This is a genomic window from Microbacterium sp. UFMG61, assembly GCF_015354505.1.
Lineage (GTDB): Bacteria > Actinomycetota > Actinomycetes > Actinomycetales > Microbacteriaceae > Microbacterium.
This window is the reverse complement of record NZ_JACAFP010000001.1, coordinates 344,842-364,760: the sequence shown is the minus strand read 5'-3', so window position 1 is coordinate 364,760 and position 19,919 is coordinate 344,842. Positions and strand designations below refer to the sequence as shown.

General features: G+C 67.3%; 20 protein-coding genes. 7 read left to right on the top strand and 13 right to left on the bottom strand.

Features of this window, described 5'->3' with window-relative positions:
* Positions 1-182 precede the first annotated feature (182 nt).
* From IXW21_RS01800 to IXW21_RS01775, 6 genes are all read left to right on the top strand, one after another.
* Positions 183-1,478, top strand: a complete 1,296-nt coding sequence (locus tag IXW21_RS01800; protein WP_194762534.1) for an ABC transporter substrate-binding protein — start codon at positions 183-185, stop codon at positions 1,476-1,478.
* Positions 1,479-1,558: 80 nt separating this feature from the next.
* Complete coding sequence (locus IXW21_RS01795; protein ID WP_194762533.1) at positions 1,559-2,464, top strand: carbohydrate ABC transporter permease; 906 nt, start codon at positions 1,559-1,561, stop codon at positions 2,462-2,464.
* Between the two features lie 10 nt (positions 2,465-2,474).
* On the top strand, positions 2,475-3,365 hold the full coding sequence (locus IXW21_RS01790) for a carbohydrate ABC transporter permease (protein ID WP_194762532.1): 891 nt from the start codon (positions 2,475-2,477) through the stop codon (positions 3,363-3,365).
* Positions 3,362-5,230: a beta-L-arabinofuranosidase domain-containing protein gene (locus tag IXW21_RS01785; protein ID WP_194762531.1), complete on the top strand. Its 1,869-nt coding sequence runs from the start codon at positions 3,362-3,364 to the stop codon at positions 5,228-5,230. Before IXW21_RS01790 ends, IXW21_RS01785 begins: the two co-directional genes overlap by 4 nt.
* Positions 5,231-5,273: 43 nt before the next feature.
* A complete protein-coding gene (locus IXW21_RS01780) occupies positions 5,274-5,552 on the top strand; it encodes a DUF1778 domain-containing protein (RefSeq protein ID WP_194762530.1) in 279 nt (92 codons plus the stop codon).
* On the top strand, positions 5,545-6,048 hold the full coding sequence (locus tag IXW21_RS01775) for a GNAT family N-acetyltransferase (protein WP_194762529.1): 504 nt from the start codon (positions 5,545-5,547) through the stop codon (positions 6,046-6,048). Before IXW21_RS01780 ends, IXW21_RS01775 begins: the two co-directional genes overlap by 8 nt.
* Before the next feature lie 279 nt (positions 6,049-6,327).
* Here the strand turns inward: IXW21_RS01775 and IXW21_RS01770 are convergent, their stop codons facing one another.
* The 13 genes from IXW21_RS01770 to IXW21_RS01710 form a co-directional block, all read right to left on the bottom strand.
* Complete coding sequence (locus IXW21_RS01770) at positions 6,328-6,612, bottom strand: WXG100 family type VII secretion target (RefSeq protein ID WP_194762528.1); 285 nt, start codon at positions 6,610-6,612, stop codon at positions 6,328-6,330.
* Complete coding sequence (locus IXW21_RS01765) at positions 6,612-7,013, bottom strand: hypothetical protein (RefSeq protein WP_228528038.1); 402 nt, start codon at positions 7,011-7,013, stop codon at positions 6,612-6,614. Before IXW21_RS01765 ends, IXW21_RS01770 begins: the two co-directional genes overlap by 1 nt.
* Positions 7,014-7,185: 172 nt before the next feature.
* Positions 7,186-7,743, bottom strand: a complete 558-nt coding sequence (locus IXW21_RS01760) for a hypothetical protein (protein WP_194762526.1) — start codon at positions 7,741-7,743, stop codon at positions 7,186-7,188.
* 120 nt (positions 7,744-7,863) lie between these two features.
* On the bottom strand, positions 7,864-8,901 hold the full coding sequence (locus IXW21_RS01755) for an ABC transporter permease (RefSeq protein WP_194762525.1): 1,038 nt from the start codon (positions 8,899-8,901) through the stop codon (positions 7,864-7,866).
* A complete protein-coding gene (locus IXW21_RS01750) occupies positions 8,898-9,965 on the bottom strand; it encodes an ABC transporter permease (RefSeq protein ID WP_194762524.1) in 1,068 nt (355 codons plus the stop codon). Before IXW21_RS01750 ends, IXW21_RS01755 begins: the two co-directional genes overlap by 4 nt.
* Positions 9,962-11,569: a sugar ABC transporter ATP-binding protein gene (locus tag IXW21_RS01745; protein ID WP_194762523.1), complete on the bottom strand. Its 1,608-nt coding sequence runs from the start codon at positions 11,567-11,569 to the stop codon at positions 9,962-9,964. The genes IXW21_RS01750 and IXW21_RS01745 overlap by 4 nt, the downstream gene beginning before the upstream one ends.
* Positions 11,570-11,664: 95 nt before the next feature.
* Positions 11,665-12,672 carry a substrate-binding domain-containing protein gene (locus tag IXW21_RS01740; protein ID WP_194762522.1) on the bottom strand — a complete coding sequence of 336 codons (1,008 nt, stop codon included), beginning with the start codon at positions 12,670-12,672 and terminating at the stop codon, positions 11,665-11,667.
* Between the two features lie 180 nt (positions 12,673-12,852).
* The gene (locus IXW21_RS01735; protein ID WP_194762521.1) at positions 12,853-14,400 is read right to left on the bottom strand and encodes a sugar ABC transporter ATP-binding protein; all 1,548 of its coding nucleotides are present in this window, start codon (positions 14,398-14,400) and stop codon (positions 12,853-12,855) included.
* Positions 14,397-15,416, bottom strand: coding sequence for a LacI family DNA-binding transcriptional regulator (locus tag IXW21_RS01730; protein WP_194762520.1), 1,020 nt, complete (start codon positions 15,414-15,416; stop codon positions 14,397-14,399). Before IXW21_RS01730 ends, IXW21_RS01735 begins: the two co-directional genes overlap by 4 nt.
* A gap of 169 nt (positions 15,417-15,585) precedes the next feature.
* Complete coding sequence (locus tag IXW21_RS01725) at positions 15,586-16,002, bottom strand: hypothetical protein (RefSeq protein WP_194762519.1); 417 nt, start codon at positions 16,000-16,002, stop codon at positions 15,586-15,588.
* Positions 15,999-17,114: a hypothetical protein gene (locus IXW21_RS01720; RefSeq protein ID WP_194762518.1), complete on the bottom strand. Its 1,116-nt coding sequence runs from the start codon at positions 17,112-17,114 to the stop codon at positions 15,999-16,001. The genes IXW21_RS01725 and IXW21_RS01720 overlap by 4 nt, the downstream gene beginning before the upstream one ends.
* Entirely contained in the window at positions 17,111-17,371 is a 261-nt protein-coding gene (locus IXW21_RS01715; RefSeq protein ID WP_194762517.1) for a hypothetical protein, read from the bottom strand. Before IXW21_RS01715 ends, IXW21_RS01720 begins: the two co-directional genes overlap by 4 nt.
* A gap of 160 nt (positions 17,372-17,531) precedes the next feature.
* Entirely contained in the window at positions 17,532-18,791 is a 1,260-nt protein-coding gene (locus IXW21_RS01710; RefSeq protein WP_194762516.1) for an FAD-binding protein, read from the bottom strand.
* Between the two features lie 77 nt (positions 18,792-18,868).
* On the opposite strand from IXW21_RS01710, the gene IXW21_RS01705 reads away from it, so the two are divergent.
* Positions 18,869-19,915, top strand: a complete 1,047-nt coding sequence (locus IXW21_RS01705) for a LacI family DNA-binding transcriptional regulator (protein ID WP_194762515.1) — start codon at positions 18,869-18,871, stop codon at positions 19,913-19,915.
* The last annotated feature ends 4 nt before the right edge of the window (positions 19,916-19,919 follow it).

Sequence of the window (19,919 nt, the reverse complement as noted above, 5' to 3'; positions counted from 1 at the left end):
CTGTTGCTGAAAGGTTATCGGAACGAGGGTTGACGCCCCCGCCGAAACCACGCTATACCTTTTCGAAAGGGTTTTCGTAGATTTCGAAGAACCTGATCTCCACCTCATCTCCACACCCGGCGCTGCACTGTCGAAGCGCCACCCGCATCCGCTCGAAGACGAGCCAGAGGAGTCCCCCCACCATGATCACCACCCGCACTCACGCCGTGCGCCGAGCATCCGCCGTCGTCATCGCGGTCGGCATGCTCGTCGGCGGCCTCGCCGCCTGCGCACCTGCTGCCGACGAAGCGTCGAACGAACCCATCCCCGCCGAGGGCACGGATGACGGCACCACCCTGACGCTGTGGACCCGCGCTCCGATCGAGCGCCAGGCCAAGCTGCTGGTCGACGCCTACAACGAGAGCCACGAGAACCAGGTCGAGCTCACGGTCGTCCCGAACGATGACTACGTCGCCAAGGTCGGCGCCGCCGCAGGCTCGGGCGGCCTGCCCGACCTGTTCGCCGCCGACATCGTCTACGTGCCCAACTGGGCGCAGCAGGGCCTGTTCCAGGACATGTCCGAGCAGATCGACGCGCTCGACTTCAAGGACGAGATCAACCCCGGGCACCTCTCGGCCGGCACGGTCGAAGGGGCCGAGTACGTGCTGCCGTTCGCCCTCGACCTCTCGATGCTGTTCTGGAACAAGGAGCTCTTCGCAGAAGCGGGCCTCGACCCCGAGAAGGCCCCGGCGACGCTCGAGGAGTTCGCCGAGGCAGCCATGGCCGTGCAGGCGCTGAACAAGCCCGACACGTACGGCACGGCGACCGGCCTCAACTGCGGCGGATGCCTGGTCTTCACGTGGTTCCCCTCGATCTGGGCATCCGGCGACGAGGTCATGAGCGACGACGGCACCGAATCGCTGCTCGACGGCGACTCCGCCCAGGCCGTGTACGACACGTGGTCCGAGCTGCAGGATGCCGGAGCGATCCTCCCCAGCTCGACCGACGAGGCCGGCCCCACCTGGACCGCCGCATTCAGCGAGGGCAAGGTCGGCGTGATGCCGTTCCCGGCGACACTGCTCCCCTCCCTCGAGTTCGACGCGGGCGTAGCCGGCATCCCCGGTGTCGACGGCGGCGCCTCGACCTTCGTCGGCGGTGACGGCATCGGCATCTCGAAGGACTCGAAGAAGGCGGCGCAAGCCTGGAACTTCCTCAACTGGATGATGTCGGAAGAGGCCCAGGTCGAGGTGCTCGCGAAGGACGGCAACGCCGTCTCGCGAGGCGACCTCGCCGACAACGAGTACGCCGCGGCCGACCCTCGTCTGGTGACGATCAACGAGGTCGCAGCCCAGGGCGACACTCCGGTGGCGCTGAACTTCCAGCAGGCGTTCAACGCGCCGGGCAGCCCGTGGCTCACGCTCGTGCGCAACGCCGTGCTGAACGGCGACGACTCGGTGCCGGCCGACAACGAGGAGATCACCGCGATCCTGTCGCAGTGATCGCGAGCGGGGGCGGCGCGGATCGCGTCGCCCCCGCATCCTCCCGTACGCCCCCGCACTCCCGATCGGAAGAGAACGAGATGACCCAGGCCGCACCTCCGCTGCCTCGCCGCAGACCGCGCACCGGCTTCGGAGGCCCCGTGCAGGGCTGGCTGTATGCCGCCCCGACCGCGATCTTCGTCGCCCTGCTGTTCATCGTCCCGCTGGTGCTGGTGCTGCAGATGTCGGCATCCGACTGGCCCCTGCTGAGCGGCAACCAGGGCATCAACTTCCCCGACAACTACACGGATGCCGTCACGCACCGCCTCTTCTGGGATTCGATCCGCTTCACCCTGCTGTACACGCTCATCACGACCGTCATCCTGATCGGCCTCGGGCTCGGACTCGCCCTGCTCGTGCAGGAGTCGACCCGGTGGAAGGGTTTCCTGCGCACGGCGTTCCTGATCCCCAGCGCCCTGGGCCTCGCATCCGCCTCCCTGCTCTTCTACGTGCTGTACTCTCCCATCGCCGGTCCGTTCGCGAATCTCATGAAGTCGTGGGGCATCACGTTCCTCGGCACCCCTGAGGGCGCCCTGTGGTCGACGATCTTCCTGATCGTCTGGCGCTACGCGGGCTTCTACATGCTGCTGATGCTGGTGGGCCTGCAGGGGATCCCCGACGATGTCTACGAGGCCGCGCGCATCGACGGCGCGAACCGGTGGCAGACGTTCCGCGACATCACGGTGCCACTGCTCAAGCCGACCTTCGCCCTCACGACCGTGATGTGCGTGACCGGGTCGTTGCTCGCGTTCGAGCAGTTCTACATCCTCACCAAGGGCGGCCCCGACAACAGCACCATGACCGTCGTGCAGCTGATCTACAACGTCGCCTTCCAGGGGCAGAACAGCCTCGGCGTCGCCGGCGCCCTCTCGGTGATCGTGCTGCTCGCGCTCATCGTCATCAACGTCTTCCAGCTGCGCGCGTTCCGCCGCACGGATGAGAGCTGAGCTGAGAATCATGTCCCAGACACTGACCCGCACGATCGTCGCCCCGAACCATCAGCCCACCGCACCTCGATACCGCTCGAAGGCCGCGCGCGTCGTCTTCGGCATCCCGTATTGGGTGTTCACGACCGCCCTCGCGGTGATCTTCCTCTACCCGCTCATCTGGACCGGAGTCTCGTCGGTCAGCCCGATGGCGGGCACCAGCCAGACCGACGGTTGGGGCTTCGGCAACTACGCCGCCCTCGGCGAGTACCAGGCGGGCATCTGGGTGTACCTCGGCAACTCGCTGTTCGTCTCGGTGCTCACTGTGGCGCTCACGTTGTTCATCTCGCTGCTGGGCGGCTACGCGTTCGCGCGCTTCTCGTTCCCCGGCAAGAACGCCCTGTTCCTGCTGACCCTCGCGATCCTGATGGTGCCGTACGCGACCCTGCTCATTCCGCTCTACGTGATCCTCAACGCGGTCGGCCTGCAGAACTCGCTCGTCGGCGTCGCGCTCGTGATCACCATGTTCCAGCTGCCGTTCTCGATGTTCATGATGCGCATCTCGTTCGAGTCGATCCCGAGAGAGATGGACGAAGCGGCGATGGTCGACGGATGCTCCAGCTGGGGCGCCCTGTGGCGAGTGCTGCTCCCCGCGGTCAAGCCGGGACTCGTCACGGTCGGGCTGTTCGCGTTCCTCACGGCGTGGAACGACTTCATGGCCCCGCTGATCCTCATCAACGACACCAACCGCATGACGCTGCCTCTCGCGGTGGCGAACCTCCGTGGGCAGGTGCAGGGTGTCGTCGACTACGGCGCCACCGAGGCGGGCGTCGTCGTGCTGGCGCTCCCCTGCATCCTGCTCTTCCTGATCCTGCAACGACACTATGTGCGCGGCTTCATGTCCGGCGCCTTCAAGGGATGACCATGTTCGACACCACAACACCTGCCGCTCCCGTCGTGCCCTCGCACGGCCGTCTGCGTCCGCTCGGCCTCGACGAGGTGCGCATCACCGGAGGATTCTGGGGCGAGCGCCAGGCCGTCAATGCCTCGGGCACGCTGCCGCACATCGAGTCGCGACTCGAGTCGGAGGGCTGGCTGCCGAACTTCGACCTCGCCGCTGCCGGCACGCTGCCGGCCGGGCGCCGGGGGCGCGAGTTCGCGGACTCCGAGATCTACAAGTTCCTCGAGGCTCTCGCCTGGGAGATCGGTCGGACGGATGCCGCTGGTGACAGCGAGCTCGAGCAGCGGTTCCGCCGTGTGGTCGACCGCGTCGCCGCCGCGCAGGAACCCGACGGATACCTCAGCACGATGTTCGGCCGCGAGGGCCAGGGCGAGCGCTGGTCGGCGCTGCAGTGGGGACACGAGCTGTACTGCCTCGGACACCTGTTCCAGGCGGCGGTCGCCCGGGTGCGCACGAGGCCGGATGCCGACGACGGCCTGATCGACGTCGCCCGTCGCGCCGCCGACCTCGTCTGCCGCGAGTTCGGCGCTGACGGACGCGACGCGATCTGCGGGCACGCCGAGGTCGAGGTCGGTCTGGCCGAGCTCGGGCGCGCTCTCGGCGAGCAGCGCTATATCGATCAGGCTGCCCTGTTCGTCGACCGGCACGGACGCGGCACACTGGGCGAGATCGAGTTCGGGCGAGAGTACTTCCAGGACGACGTGTCGGTGCGCGATGCCGAGGCGCTGCGCGGGCACGCCGTGCGGGCGAACTATCTGTCGTCGGCCGCGGCCGATGTCGCCACCGAGCTGGCCGACGAGTCACTGCTCGACGCGCTGCGGTCGCAATGGGATCGCACGGTCGAGCGTCGCACCTATGTGACCGGCGGCCAGGGATCGCACCACCAGGACGAGGCCTTCGGCGACGACTGGGAGCTGCCCCCGGACCGCGCTTACTCCGAGACCTGCGCCGGCATCGGCTCGATCATGTTCTCGTGGCGCCTGCTGCTCGCGACGGGCGAGGCGCAGTACGCCGATCTGATCGAGCGCACGCTGTTCAACGTGGTCGCGACCTCGCCCGGTGACGACGGGCGGTCGTTCTTCTACGCCAACACGCTGCACCAGCGCACACCCGGTGTCCCGGCGGATCCGGATGCCACGTCGCCGCGCGCCTCGTCGTCGCTGCGCGCCCCCTGGTTCGAGGTGTCGTGCTGCCCGCCGAATGTGGCGCGAACGTTCGCGAGCCTCGCTGCCTATGTGGCCACGGCGGATGACGACGGCGTGCAACTGCATCAGTACGCGCCGTCGTCGGTGCGCACCACGCTTCCGGATGGACGGGTCGTCGCGTTCGACGTGGAAACGGGATATCCGGCCGACGGCGACGTGCGCATCACGATCGCCGCGGACGCCGAGTTCACGCTGAGTCTGCGCGTGCCGTCGTGGGCATCGGGAGCCGCGGTGCGCGTGCACAGCGGCGGTGAGGTCACGGAGTCCGATGCGCCGGCGGGGGCCGTCGCGGTCACTCGCGTTTTCCGCGGCGGCGACACCGTCGAACTGAGCCTGCCGATCGTCGCGCGCGCCACGGCACCGCATCCGATGGTGGATGCCGTGCGAGGCAGCGTCGTGATCGAACGGGGTCCCGAGGTGCTGGCGCTCGAGTCGATCGATTTCGGCGCCGATGTCGGCGAGGCGGTCGTGGCCGGGGAGCCGGTCGAGCGAGACGGCAGGGTCGTCATCCCCCTCCGCCGTCGATCGAGCGGAGAGACGGTCGATGCTTCACTGATCGCTTACCATGACTGGGCCCGACGCGGTCCGTCCACCATGCGGGTCTGGATCCCGATGAATTGACGATCGCCACCATCCGTCCGGCAATCTGCCGTACACTAGCGAGATGAGCACCTCTTCGTTGAAAGCCGCTCGCGTAGAGTTCCGAGTCACCGCCGAGCAGAAGCAGACCATCGAGACCGCCGCGGCCCTCGAGGGGCGTACCCTCACCGACTTCTCCGCTGAGGCGCTCATCGAGCGCGCGAACGAAGTCATCCAGCGCGAGCGTCAGGTGCGAGTGGACGCAGAGCGCTTCGACGCCTTCGCGAGGATCATGGATCAGCCCGCGCAGTCCATCGACGGTCTGCGCGACCTGATGACCCGTCGGCCTGTCTTCGTTGACTGAGTTCCTGACGCCGCGGCCCGTCGCCGCCGGCGACAAGCTCTCGGAGTTCCGTTGCGGCGAAGAGGCACTCGACATCTGGCTCCGAGGGCGAGCGCGGAGCAACGAGAAGTCCGGAGCCTCGCGGACCATGGTCTCCGCGACGACGGAAGGCCGGATCGCGGGGTACTACTGCCTTTCGGCGAGCGCTCTCGAACGCGACGACGGCCCGCCCGAGCTCACGACAGGAATGCCGACCTCCATTCCTGTCGTTCTGCTCGGCCGGCTCGCCGTCGACGAGGCCTTCAAGGGCACAGGTCTCGGCTATTCCCTGCTCCAGCACTCGACGGCCCGCGCCTTGGAGGCTGCGGAGACCATCGGCATCCATGCGATGCTCGTGCACGCCATCAACGACAACGTGGTGCCCTTCTACGAGAAGTTCGGCTTCACTCGGTTTCCGGGCGCGCAGAAGACGCTGTATCTGCTCGCCAAGGATGCTCGTGCAACTCTGACGAGGTGACCTCCCACACTGCATGACGAAGGGACCCTCTCGTCAAGAGGGGCCCTTCGAATCGATCCGAACCGACAGCTACTCCCGCTTGCGTGTCACCGTCCGCTGCAGCAGCACGAACACGAGCAGGATGCCGCCCATTCGCCGCTGTCGGCTTCCGCGGCGATCATCGAAGGGTAGACGATCGGAAGATGGCCGCCGAGACGGTCGACGCCGCCTTGATCGCTCACCACGGCTGGGCTCGCCGGGGCCCCTCGACCATGAGGGTGTGGATTCCGACGGTGTGAGTCAGTTCCAGAGGCTGGCAACCCGGGCTTCGGCCTCGCGAGTTCGCGCTTGCGCGCGGGCCGCAGCGGTCGCAGCGCTGGCGAGGGCGGTCTGCATACCGTCGGCACACTCGTTCCAATCGCGCTGAGCGCGGGAGTAGGCCTCTCGGGCGTGCCCGGTCCACGACTGCTTCAGTTCGGAGACCTCGGAGTCCAGGGCCCCGAGGATCATTCGGACCTGCTGCGCGGTATCGGCGAGGTCCGCGATCGACTGCGCGAGCGGTTCGTGGTCGACGCGGATGCGCATCAGTCGCCCTCACCCGATTCAGGTTTCGGCCAGTTCAGGTGGAGGTCACGGAGCTCGTAGGGGTGAGACACCTCGTTCGTGAGGAAGTACGTGTAGAAGACGACCGCCGCCTCGTCGGCGGTGAAGACCTCGTGCGGGTAGATCGTGGTGCTGTGACGACCGTCGTCGTAGTGGATCACTTCGGTGGGCTCGCCTGTGCGATCGCCACCGGGCTTGCCGATCGCGTACTGGTGGGGCGTGCCGTCGGCCTCGACGCGGCGCACCTCCACCGCGAGAGCCTCCGCGGTGCCCGCGCACTGCATGTACTCCTCGCTGAACGGGATGCTGTCGAGCAGGTCTGCACCCTCCGGTGCCCGCCACAGGCTCCACGCCCAGAACGACGACCCGTTCAGCTGGCCCAACGAGAATCGAATCTGTTCCGGATAGGGACGGACGTAGTCGACCAACGCACCCCGGGTAGTGCCGTTCACTTGACGGATGTGCGTGGGTTGATTCATTTCACGGTCTCCAGGAGCACTCGGGTGATCTCAATCTTCTTGCCGTTGTATATCGCGGTCGCAGGGCGTTCCGGACTCACGGTGCTGTCGAACCCTCGTTGGGCTGCGTCGCGGGTTCCGGTTCCCCCCTTGACCTCGATGGCAGTGCAGGTCCCGTCCGAGTTCTCGAACAAGCCGTCGTAGTAACGATGTTGATCGGATGTCGCCTCGGGCTTGGACGTTCGACGACATTCGTCGCATCATCCCCCACCGCTTCATTCGTCCATCGCCCGGCGGCGTGGCTGACCGCGAGGAATCCCGTCGCGGCGACGCCCGCTCCAGCCCAAGCGACGCCGCCTCCCGGCACCGCCCCCACACCCGTGACCGCGAGGGCACCGCCCCCGCCGATCATCGAGCCGCCACCGACCACGAGGGCGACCCCACCCAGAAGCTCGAGAAGGATGTCGGGGTGGTTGATGAGCGCAGTGCCCATCGAGGCGATGAAGTTCAGCTGGTCTATCGCCGGGTTGAGCACGGCGGTCTCGAACATGACCGCGCCGATCGCCCCCGCGTCCGCCCAGTTCTTCGTGCTCTCCGCCTGCTTCGGCGTCTCCAGCGGTGCCGCGTCCGCGTGCTCCATCACGATGAGAGACACTACGTCGTCATATGACGACAGAAGGGATGCTCACTTGCTATATTTCGGTGTTCAGAGATGCGGAAACACGAATGGCCCCCGACCCGGTGGATCGGAGGCCATTCGGACGAGGGAACGGAGCTACTCCCGCTTGCGTGTCACCGCCCGCTGTAACAGCACGAACACAAGCAGGATGCCGCCGGTGATGATCGTGGTCATCTCGGGTGGGATCCCGCCGTCGCGAGTGATCAGCACGTTCATGAGTCCGAGCACCAACGCTCCGATGACCGACCCGAGCACGTAGCCGTATGCTCCGGTCAGCACGGTGCCTCCGATCACCGCCGCGGCGATCGCGTCGAGCTCCCACCCGATGCCGGTGATGTTCTGCGCGGTTCCGAGTCGCGCGGTGTACAGCACCGCCGCAAGGCCGGCCAGGCCGCCGCTGATCACATAGACCAACACCTTGGTGCGCTGCACGGGAAGCCCCATCAGCAACGCCGAGCTCTCGGAGCCGCCGATCGCATAGACCGTCCGCCCCGTGCGGGTGCGGTGCAGCACGAAGAACGCGGCAGCCACGACGATCACGGCGACGAGCACCGCGGGGGTGATCACGAGGTCGTTGACCTTGGGCCCGTCGATGATCTTCAGCTGCGTGCCGATCCAGCGGATGGGTGAGTCCTCGCCGAGTCGCTCCGGCTTGGTGCTGAGCAGCGATGCGAGACCGCGCCCGAGGAACATCATCGCCAGCGTCGCGATGAACGGCTGCACGTTGAAGTACCTGATCAGCACGCCCGAGACGATGCCGAAGAGCATGCCGATGCCGATCATCGCGATGATCACGGCGAACGCGTTCCAGCCGGCGTTCGAGAGCATCACCCCGGCGACCGACGAGACCGCGATGATCGAGCCGACCGACAGGTCGATGCCACCGGTGAGGATCACGAACGTCAGCGCGACGGCGAGCACGATGAGGTGCGCGTTGTTGATCAGCAGGTTCGACAGCGTGTTGAACTGCAGGATGCGGCCGTAGGCGACTTCCCCGAAGATCACCATGCCGACGAAGATGACGACGGAGGCGATCGTCGGCAGCACGGACGGGTTCGCCGTGATCATGCGTCGCACGCGGTCGACGACGGTCTCGGTCGCCTGCGGAGCGGGGGTGGCGGTCGCGATGCTCATGCGGACACCTCTTCCTTGGCGATGATCTGTTCGACCGGTCGAGCCTTGCGCCGTGAGCGGAACCAGCTGCGCACCCGCTGCGACTGCAGCAGGCACAGCGCGACGATGACGATGGCTTTGAACGCCGGGGTCGCCGACGACGAGACGCCGAGGTACAGCACGGTCTTGTCGAGCGTGGCGATGAGCAGCGCGCCCACGAACGCCCCGCTGAGCGAGAACTTGCCGCCGGCCAGCGATGCACCGCCGATGACGACCGCGAGGATCGCGTCGAGCTCGAGTTGATATCCGGTGCGCGAGATGTCGACGGTCATCACGCTGCCGACCGACATGATTCCTGCGATTCCCGCGAGGATGCCGCTCAGGATGTACGCCGTGAGCAGCAGGCCCTTCGGCTTGATGCCCGCCATGCGACTGGCGCGAGGGTTGATGCCGATCGCCTCGATCATGAGACCCAGCGCACTGCGCCTCACCACCCAGCCGACGGCGATCACGATGAGCACGGCGAGGATGAACACCACGGGGATGCCGATCACGAAGCCGTTGGCGATCCACCGAAACGCGTCGTTCGACGCCGTGGTGTTCTGCCCGCCCGTGATCACCTTGGCGATGCCTCGGCCTGCGAGCATGAGCACGAGGGTCGCGATGAACGGCTGCAGCCCGACGTAGGCGACGAGCAGACCGTTGACCGCCCCGAGGATGCCGGTGATCACCAGCGCGAGCCCGACCGCGGCGAGCGCCGCACCGAAGGAGTCTCCGGCGGCGCTGAGGAACTCCATCGAGACGGCCCCCGCGACGGCCATGAGCGAGCCGACCGAGAGGTCGATGCCACCGGTGGCGATCACGAGCGACATCCCGATCGCGATCATCATGATCGGCGCCGCCTGGCGCAGGATGTCGATCAGGTTGCCCACGAGGTTGCCGTTGTTGGGGTTGATCGAGAGCGCGAGGTAGGTCGGGTCCTTGATCACGTTCAGGGCGAGCAGCGCGAGGATCGCGACGATGCCCCAGAAGAACGGCTTGTGGATCAGATCCCGCCAGATTGTGGTGCCGGCTGACGCGGTCATCGCGCTGCCTCCTTGTCGGTCGTGGGGGCGATGCTATCGGGCACGGCGCCGTCTGTGTCGTCGAGCGTCTCGGCCGCGGCCTCCACTCCATGAGCGGCGATCACATCGACGATCACCTGCGCGGTGACGTCGGGGCCGTTCTGGATCTCGCCGATCTTGCGGTGGTCCTTCAGCACGACGATCCGCTCGGAGAGACGCACGACCTCTTCGAGCTCGGACGAGATGAACACCACGGCGACGCCGTCTTCGGCGAGCTCGGCCACCGCCTCCTGGATCTCAGCCTTCGCGCCCACGTCGATGCCACGGGTCGGCTCGTCGAGGATCAGCAGCTCGGGCTGTGTGGCGAGCCAGCGTCCGAGCAGCACCTTCTGCTGGTTGCCGCCGGAGAGGTTCTTGATCATCCGGTCGGGGTCGGCGGGACGCACGGCGAACTGCTCGATGTAGCGGTCGACGATCGCATCCTGCTCCTTGCGGCTCATCGGCCGCGCCCACCCGCGCTCGGCCTGCACCGCGAGGATGATGTTCTCGCGCACGGTCAGGTCTCCGATGATCCCCTCCTCGCGGCGGTTCTCGGTCGAGAAGGCGATGCGGCGAGGCAGCGCGTCGGCGGGTGATCTGAGGTCGACACGCTGTCCGTGCAGCTCGATCGTGCCCTCGTCGGCGCGATCCGCTCCATAGAGCAGTCGGGCGAGCTCGGTGCGCCCGGAGCCCAGCAGGCCGGCGAAGCCGATCACCTCGCCGGGGCGGATGTCGAGGTCGGTCGCCTCGACCGCGCCTCGTCGCGCGATGCCGGATGCCGCGAGCAGCGGCTTCTCGTCGGCGTCGCGCGGTGCCTGGCGACGGTTGCCGCCCAGCGACTTCAGCGCGTCGAGGTCCTTGCCGATCATGGTCGAGATGAGGGCATGGCGGTCGAGGTCTCGAGTGAGGTACTCGCCCTCGTACTGGCCGTTGCGCAGCACCGTCAGTCGGTCGCTGATCGCGTAGACCTGATCGAGGAAGTGCGAGACGAAGAGGATCGCGACGCCCTGGTCGCGCAGAGCCCGGATCACGGTGAAAAGACCCTCGACCTCGGCGGCGTCGAGACTGGAGGTCGGCTCGTCGAGGATGAGCACCTTGGCCTTGATCGCCATCGCGCGACTGATGGCGACGAGCTGCTGCAGCGCGATCGAGAGCGTCGACAGCGGCTTGCGGGTGTCGAGGTGACCCAATCCCAGCCGTTCGAGGGCCTCGGTCGCCGCTCGATGCGTGGCCGTCCAGTTGATGCCGAAGACCCCGCGCAGCTCGTGTCCGAGCATCACGTTTTCCCCGATCGAAAGGTTCGGGGCGAGGTTGACCTCCTGGTAGACCGTCGAGATCCCGGCATCCTGCGCATCGCCGGCGCCGCCGAAGCTGCGCTCCTGCCCTGCGACGACGATCGACCCGGAGTCGATCCGGTAGACACCGGTCAGTGCTTTGATCAGGGTCGACTTTCCGGCGCCGTTCTCTCCCATGAGCGCGTGGACCTCGCCCTGGAACAGCCGGAAATCGACCCCGTCGAGGGCTTTCACGCCCGGGAACTCGATCGAGATCCCGCGCATCTCGACGATGGGCAGTGCTTCGTTCATCGCTGTCTCTCCGTCCGCAGAGCCCGGGTGGCGCAGTGCTCCTGCCCCACCCGGGCTCGCTGCCTGATCACTCCGGCGTCGGGTTCGGTGCTCGGTCAGTACTTGCGGTCGGCGAGCACGGCCTGCGCCGCCTCGGCGGAGTCGAACGCCTCGCTGGGCACGACGATGTACGAGTCGACATCCTCGCCCGCGAGGGCCTTCTCGACGACCTCGAGCGCGGTCTCGCCGAACAGCGGGTTGTACTCGTGCACGTAGCTGAGCTGGCCGTCGGCCAGCGCCTGCATGGCGTTCTTGGTGCCGTCGATCGTGGCGATCTTGACGTCCTCGCCGACGACGAGGCCGGCCTCCTCGGCAGCCTGAGCCGCACCGAGACCCATCTCGTCGTTCTGTGCGAACACGAGCTGGATGTCGTTGTTCGAGGACTTCAGCATCGTCTCGAAGACGCTCTTGCCCTCTTCCGCCGACCAGTTGGCGGTCTGCGCGTCGAGCTTGGTCAGCGACGAGTCGCCGAGGCCCTCGTCGAAGCCCGTGTTGCGCTCGTTCACGACGCCGACACCGGCCGGGCCCTCGAGCACGACGTAGTTGCCGCCGTCGGGGAACGTGGCCGCAGCCCAGGTGCCGACCTCCTTGGCGACCTCGACGTTGTCGGGGGCGATGCGCGTGACGTAGAGGCTGTCGTCGTCGGGCTCGATGCCGCGGTCGAGCAGGATGACGGGGATCTCCGCCTCCTGTGCGCGCTTGAGCGAGTCCTCCCACCCGGAGGCCTCCGTGGCCGACAGCAGGATGACGTCGACTCCCTCATCGACGAACGACGTGAAGGCGTCGATCTGCGACTTCTGGTCGAGGTTGGTGGCGGGGGCGTACTTGAGCTCGTATCCGGCTTCCTCGGTGAAGGTGTCCTGGATGTTCGACTCGTTCGCCTCGCGCCACGCACCTTCGGGTCCGACGGCCACGAACCCGACGGTGGTGATCTCCTCCGAGCCTCCGCCGCCGTCGGCGCCGGAATCGCCGGAATCGCCGGTCGAGCAGGCCGCAAGGCCGATGGTGAGTGCGCCGGCTGCTGCCAGGCCGAACGCGAGGCGGATGCGCTTCTTCGCGGACATTTTTTCTCCTCTTTGAGATGCCGGTGGTCACTCCGGCAGTGGCGGACCAGTCATGGTCCTGACGTGATTGCAGGACAGCTGCTTCGCATGTCCTGCGACGATGTTACCGGGAACATTTTCAGGAACACAAGAGTTCGTTACCAAATCGCGGCGTTCAGCGCGAAGAGAAGTTGTTACCGATCACAGTTCCGCGCTGTGACTCAGCTCGGCGGCGATCATCTCGACCACCGTGTCGACGGTCACACCCGGACCGTTGCTGAGCTCGCCGATCTTCTCGCGGTCCTTCAGGACGATGATGCGATCGCTCAGCCGCACCACCTCTTCGAGCTCGGACGAGATGAACACGACCGCCACCCCGTCTCCTGCGAGCTGACTGATGCGGCGCTGCACATCGACCTTCGCCGCGATGTCGATCCCCCGGGTGGGCTCGTCGAGGATCAACACATGCGGGCGCACTGCCAGCGCGCGAGCGAGGAGCACTTTCTGTTGCGTGCCGCCGGACAGGAGTCCGACCGGACGGTCGAGATCAGCAGGGTCGAGATGGAGCGCCTCGACGTACGTCTCCACCAGCCCTCTCGACTCGGCGTGCGACAGGGGACGCGTCCACCCGCGCAGCGCCTGCAGCGAGAGGATGATGTTCTCTCGGGCCGTGAGCTCGCCGATGATGCCCTGCGTTCCCCGGTTCTCGGCCGACAGCGCGATGCGATGCCGAAGTGCCGCCGAAGGACTCCGCAGGTGCACCCGTTCGCCGTCGACCCAGAGCTCCCCGCTGTCGGTGCGCACCGAACCGCTGAGCAACGAGGCGAGCTCGGTGCGGCCGGACCCCCGGAGTCCCGCGAGCCCCACGATCTCACCCCGCTGGATCTCGACGTCCATCCGCTCCAGCTCGCCGCGTCTACCGACACCGGACGCCTGCATGGCCGGCTCTCCGTCGTACGCGTAGTGATGAGCCTTGCGCTCCGAGCCGAGGGCCCTCAGGCTGTCGATGTCCTTGCCGAGCATCTTCGAGATCAGGTCGGCTCGGTCGAGGTCGCGCGTCGCGTATTCGCCCACCCGTCGCCCGCCGCGCAGCACCGTCATGCGGTCGCTGATCGCGAACGCCTGCTCGAGGAAGTGCGAGATGAACAGGATCGCGACGCCGCGTTGCCGCAGACCCCGGATGACCCGCATCAGAGTGGCGACCTCGGCGACGTCGAGGCTCGATGTGGGTTCGTCGAGGATGAGCACCCTCGGGTCGTCGACGACCGCACGAGCGAGAGCGACCAGCTGCTTCTGCGCCGGAGTCAGCATCGACAGCGGCGTCTTCGGGTCGAGATCGTCGAGTCCCAGTCTGGCCAGCGCCTCGGCGGCATCCGCCCTGGTCCTGCGCCAGTCGATTCCGAATCGGCCCCGGCGCTCCCGCCCGAGCATCACATTCTCGGCCACGCTGAGATTGGGGCTCAGCTGCGCCTCCTGGAACACCGTGGCGATGCCGGCCGCTCGACTGTCGGCGACTCCCGAGAAGCGACGCGGCTCGCCGTCGACGCACACCACGCCCTCGTCAGGCGAAAGCGTGCCGGTGATCACGGCGACGAGGGTCGACTTGCCCGCGGCGTTCTCGCCCATCACCGCGTGCACCTCGCCGGGGAACAGGCGGAAGTCGACGCCGTCGAGGGCGCGCACGCCGGGGAACTCGACCGTGATGCCCTCGAGCCGCACCACCGGTTCGGGACCACAGTCGGATGTCATCGCACCTCCCTGGGGGCGGCCGACGAACCTCGGGCGACGAGCTCAGTCGGGATCCGGGTGAGCGCGGGGATGTCGCGACCCTCGATGGCCGCGCGCAGCATCTCGACCACCGCGATGCCCAGCGCTCCGAAGTCCTGGCGCACCGTCGTGAGTGGAGGGATGAAGTGCCTCGCGAGCGGGATGTCGTCGAACCCGACCACACTGAGGTCCCTCGGCACCTCGAAGCCCCTGTCGTGCAGCCCGTGGATCAGGCCCATGGCCATGTCGTCGTTCGCGGCGAAGATCGCCGTGTAGTCCGGCAGCCGGGTGAGGCCCTTCGCGAAGTCGTAGGCGAAGTCGGCCGACCAGTCTCCGACGACGATCGGCCGTTCGCGGATGCCCCACGACTTGGCCCTCGTGTGGAAGGCACGCTCCCTCGCACGCGCGTCGAGCCAGTCGAGCGGGCCGGAGAGGTGCAGGATGTCGCGGTGCCCGAGCGCGACGAGGTGGTCGACCACCGACGTCGTGCCGGCGTGCTGATCGATCGAGACCGTGAGGAAGGTCGGGTCGGCGTCGGCCTTGACGACGAGCATGGGCACCGCGATCGCGATGCGCCGCAGAGCAGCCACGGACGACGAGCGGGGCGCGATCACGCACAGCGCGTCGACTCCCTGCGTCACGAGATGGTCGACCGCCTCCTGGGGAGACAGCGCGTCGCCCTCGTGCAGAGCGATCGGCGTGACCGAGTATCCGGTGGCGCGCGCCGACAGCTCGACGGCCCGCAGGATGCTGGTCGGGCCGTGCGCGACCGCGCTCTCGACGATCACGCCGATGCGCCGGGTGCGCTGGGTGGCGAGCGCCCTGGCGACGAGATTCGGGCGGTAGTCGAGCTCCTCGATCGCCTCGAGGACGCGGCGCTTCGTGTCGGGCTTGATGTTCGGGTGATCGTTGAGAACACGCGACACCGTCATGTGCGAGACGCCCGCGATGGTCGCGACCTGCCGGATGTTGGGCTTGTCGGAGCCGACGTTCGCCATGCGCACCTCCGTCGGCCGGGCCTCGGAGAATGTTACCGAGAACAACCGGGGTGGTGCAACGGATCGTGTCCTCGTTCCGCACCACGACTGGGCGCTCCGCGATCCCTCGACCTCGACCTCGCTCGCCTGGATCCCGACAGAGTGACGACGACGACAGCCGTGTCGGTCATCACCCGGCTGGATCCTCGATACGGAACTCGATGCCGACCGTCTCGTCCGGATCGGTGAAGCGCATGACTCCGGATCTGAAATCCGCGGAGGGCGAGGAAGGCTGCACGCCGCGATCGCCCTGCGAAGCCTCGGAGAAGCGCAAGACGATCTCCGGCCGGTCGGGGTAAGCATCCCAAGTGCCGTAGCCAGAGAAGTCGCCGTCTGCGTCCCGGTCGTCAATAGGGTTGAAGGAGGCGCCACTCAGGGCGAAGGAGCCATCTTCGTTCACCGTGAGCGTGCCGGTGTCCTCGCCCACTGCGCGCCATGTGCCGATCGGAGATGAGATCTGTGGCGCGCAGCCTGCGAGAAACAGTGCCACGACGATGCCTCCGACCGCCACGGCGACGCCCCTCTTTCGATGCACGAGCTCACTCATGGAAAGACCGTCTCCGTCCACGCGATCGTCTGGTGCTGCGATGCCCATTCGCCGCTGTCGGCTTCCGCGGCGATCATCGAAGGGTAGACGATCGGAAGATGGCCACCTCCGGTTCCCGGGATGCGTGTCGCGGAATCGATGGTCGTGTCGTTATTGATCACGTAGGTCACCTCGACGCTTCCATCGACGCTGGGGTCACCCGCGAACACCTGGAGCGAGTACGACCCGAGGAACGACTCCGGAAGATTCTGGCTGCTCAGGTGAAAATCTGCAACGGGGCCGGACATCGTGCTGGTTGCGACGTTCACGCCATCGTTGATGAGCACCGATGGATTGTTGCTGATGGAGCGGTCATAGATCCCGACGGTGTCCAACCTTCCACTTCGCAGATCATCCAGTACGCGCTCTCGCACTCTCTCGATGTGTTCGCTCCGCATCAAGGTCGACACGAAGGGATCGTCGGAGTCGAGGACCATCCCCCGCCCGAGGTCGCCCTTCCAGAACCGGGCGAGCATCTCGATCACTCGCTCGTTCGCACGATCACGGCGCGAGCCCTCCTGACTCTCGGCGACGCAGCGCAACCCGTCCCAGGCCTCGGATGCCACGCGAGCCAGCAGACTCGCGAGAGTCTGATCCGCGTTCGCCCTGTCCCTGGCGAGCTCAGCGAGTGCGTCGGTCGCTGTTCTCGCATCGATCGTGGCCTGCCGCTCCGCCTGGTACGCGTGCTCCAGACCCGCGGCGTCGTTGTCGAAGATCTGTCCTTCTCGCCCCATGTCGAGGATCAGTTGCGCCGCGGCGATGTCCTGCTTCACCATCTCAGCCCTTGCCGCGATCTCGGCCACAGCGTCGCCGTACTCCACGACACCCTTGCGCGCAGCATCCATCGCCTCGACGGAGTCCTCGAGGTCGCGTCGCAGCCGGGCCGCACGCCCGCGAAAGGCGTCGGCACTCTCGCCGGTCCACGAGGCATCGAGATCACGCAGGATCGTCGTCACCGCGGCCTGCGCGTCGGAAAGATCGGAGACCTGCAGCTCAGCCCATCGAGCGGCGGCCGTGCATGCTCCGGTATCGCCCGCCCCGGGATCCGCCCGCGTCCACTGGGAAGGCATCATTCGTCCAGCGCAGCGACGAAGCCGGTGAGCGCATCGAGGTGCGCCTGTTCGGCAGCGACGAAGTCGGCGACCGTCTCGTCGACGGAACCGGCGAGACTGCGCGCATCCCATGCGAGCGCGACGAGCGCATCTCCCCAGCCGCGCGAGAACATCGAGGCGGCCGAGGTCACGAGATCGCTCCTCATCGACGAGAGATCGAAGCCACTCTCCTGCCCACCGATGTTCAGGCCGTTCAGCATCGCGGCTATGCCCTGCATACCGTCATGATCCACGTGAACCTCTTGGCGCACTGTTCCCCCCGGAATCACGGTGCTCCTCAGACTAGTGTCCTCATACGAAGACACTCACCGTCCCGATGCTACATACCGGCATTGAACCAACCGACGCAGCCCGGAGCCGACCGGGATCCGGACGGACTTACAGCCCCAGGCGCTCGAGATACGGGTTCACGAGCCGACGCTCGGGGTCGAACCGCCGCGCGAGGGCGGCGAACTCATCCCACCGCGCATAGCGCGAGCGCAGCTCGGCGCCGTCGAGAGTGAACACCTTGCCCCAGTGCGGGCGGGCGGTCTCGGGCAGCGCCGCCTCGAGCGTGGGCAGGAACGCGCGCACGGCCGCCTCGTCGGGCTTCCAGGTGAAGTGGATGCCGACGGCATCCGTGCCCTGCGACGAGCTCAGCCAGAGGTAGTCGGGCGCGACCGTGCGGATCTCGTTCACGAGCAGCAGCGGCGCGATCTGGCCGGCGAGCGTGCGCACCGCCTGGATCGCGGCGACCGCATCGGCGCGCGGCACGAGGTACTCGGTCTGGATCTCGGCGCCGGCCGACGGCGTGAACTCGAGCTTGAAGTGCGGGAGCCGCTCGAACCACGGACCGGGAACCCCGAGCTGCTCGGTGCACGCCACCGGGTCGACACCGATGATCGGATGCCGCTCCGCAGTCGCCGCCTCGCCGTCGATGCGGGAGAAGAGGTCGGCGCGGGCGATCTCGCGCGCCTCGGGCTGGCGCTGCTTGACCCAGATCTGGTCGGCGACGTCGGTGCGCTCCCAGCGCGAGAAGATGCTGACGCTGGTGCCGATGCTGGTCACCTCGTCGAAGTCGGCGAGGATCGCATCCCACGACGGATGCTCGAACACGTGCTGCGCGACCTCGTACGTCGGTTCGACGTCGAGGGTCACGTCGACGACCGCGCCGAGCGCGCCGAGACTCACGACGGCGCCGTCGAAGTCGTCGTCACCGCGCTGCAGCGCCCGCACGTCGCCCGAGGGGGTGACGATCGTGAGCGCCCGCACGGCGCTGGCCAGTGAACCGATCCCGTCACCCGAGCCGTGCGTGCCTGTTGCCACCGCTCCGGCGATCGAGATGTGCGGCAGCGACGCGAGGTTCGCGAGCGCGAGCCCTTCCGCATCGAGCAGAGGGGCGATGTCGCCGTAGCGCATGCCTCCCGATACGCGCACCGCGTCGCGGGCCTCGTTCACCTCGAAGACCCTCGGCATCCGATCGAGAGCGACCAGCAGTCCGTCGGTGTCGGCGATGTCGTTGAAGCAGTGCCGCGATCCGAGCATCCGCACCCGCCCACCCCTCGCGAGCAGCGCCTGCAGCTCTTCGACCGACGCGGGGTGCTCCACTCCGGATGCTCGGTAGGTGAGGTTGCCTGCCCAGTTGCGTTCGATCGTCATGGCGCCATGATAGCCACGCGCCCTGGGGTTACAACGATGTACCCGACCGGCTCGACAGACCGCACTAGGCTGACCGCATGACAGCGACGCCGCCGCCACGAGCGACCATGAAAGACGTGGCGGCACTGGCAGGTGTCTCGATCAAGACAGTGTCGAACGTCGTCACCGGAACCGTGTCCGTGCGCGAGGAGACCCGCGTCAGGGTCGAGGCCGCGATGACGCAGCTCGACTTCGTGCCGAACCTCAACGCCCGCGGACTCCGCAAAGGGCGCTCGGGAATCATCGCCGTCGCCCTGCCCGACCTCGCCACCGCGTTCTCGGCCGAGCTGTTGCACCGCATCGTCGAGACCGCGCACGAGCGCGGCCTCGCGGTGCAGATCGAGGAGACCGCGACCGACCCGGAGCGCGAGAGGGAGCTCGTCTCCCGGGCACGCGCTCACCTGGTCGACGGTCTCATCCTGAACCCGATCCGCCTCGAGGACAGCGTGCTCGAGTTCGCCGATCGGCTGCCGCCGCTGGTGGTGATCGGCGAGGTCGAGCAGAACAGGGCCGATCACGTGCGCATCGACAGCCGGCGCGCGGCGGCCGATGCCACTCGGCACGTGCTGTCGCGCGGCGCGACGCGCATCGCCGTGATCGGTGCGGACGACGATTCCTCGGTGGCGACGGCGACGAGCAGACTCCGCCTCGAGGGCGTGCACGACGCGCTGCGCGAAGCCGGCATCCCGCGGGATCCCGCGCTCGAGATCAACCCGATGCCGTGGTCGATGACCGGCGGAGCCACCGGGGTCGAAACCCTGTTCCGCCGGAATGTCGCGTTCGATGCCATCGTGGCCCTGACTGACACGCTTGCTCTCGGGGCCCTGCACGCTCTGCACGATCACGGTGTCAGCGTGCCTGATGACGTGATCGTCACCGGCTTCGACGACGTGGAGTTCTCGCGATACACCTCGCCGTCGCTCTCGACGGTCGCGTTCGACCGTCGTGCGTTCGCGGATGCCGCGCTCGGCCTGCTCGAGTCCCGGATGGATGACCGCGCCGCCCCACCGCGTTCGCTCACCCTGTCGCATCATCTGCTTGAGCGCGACAGCACGAACGGCACCCCGCGCGGCTACCGTCCGTAGCGCC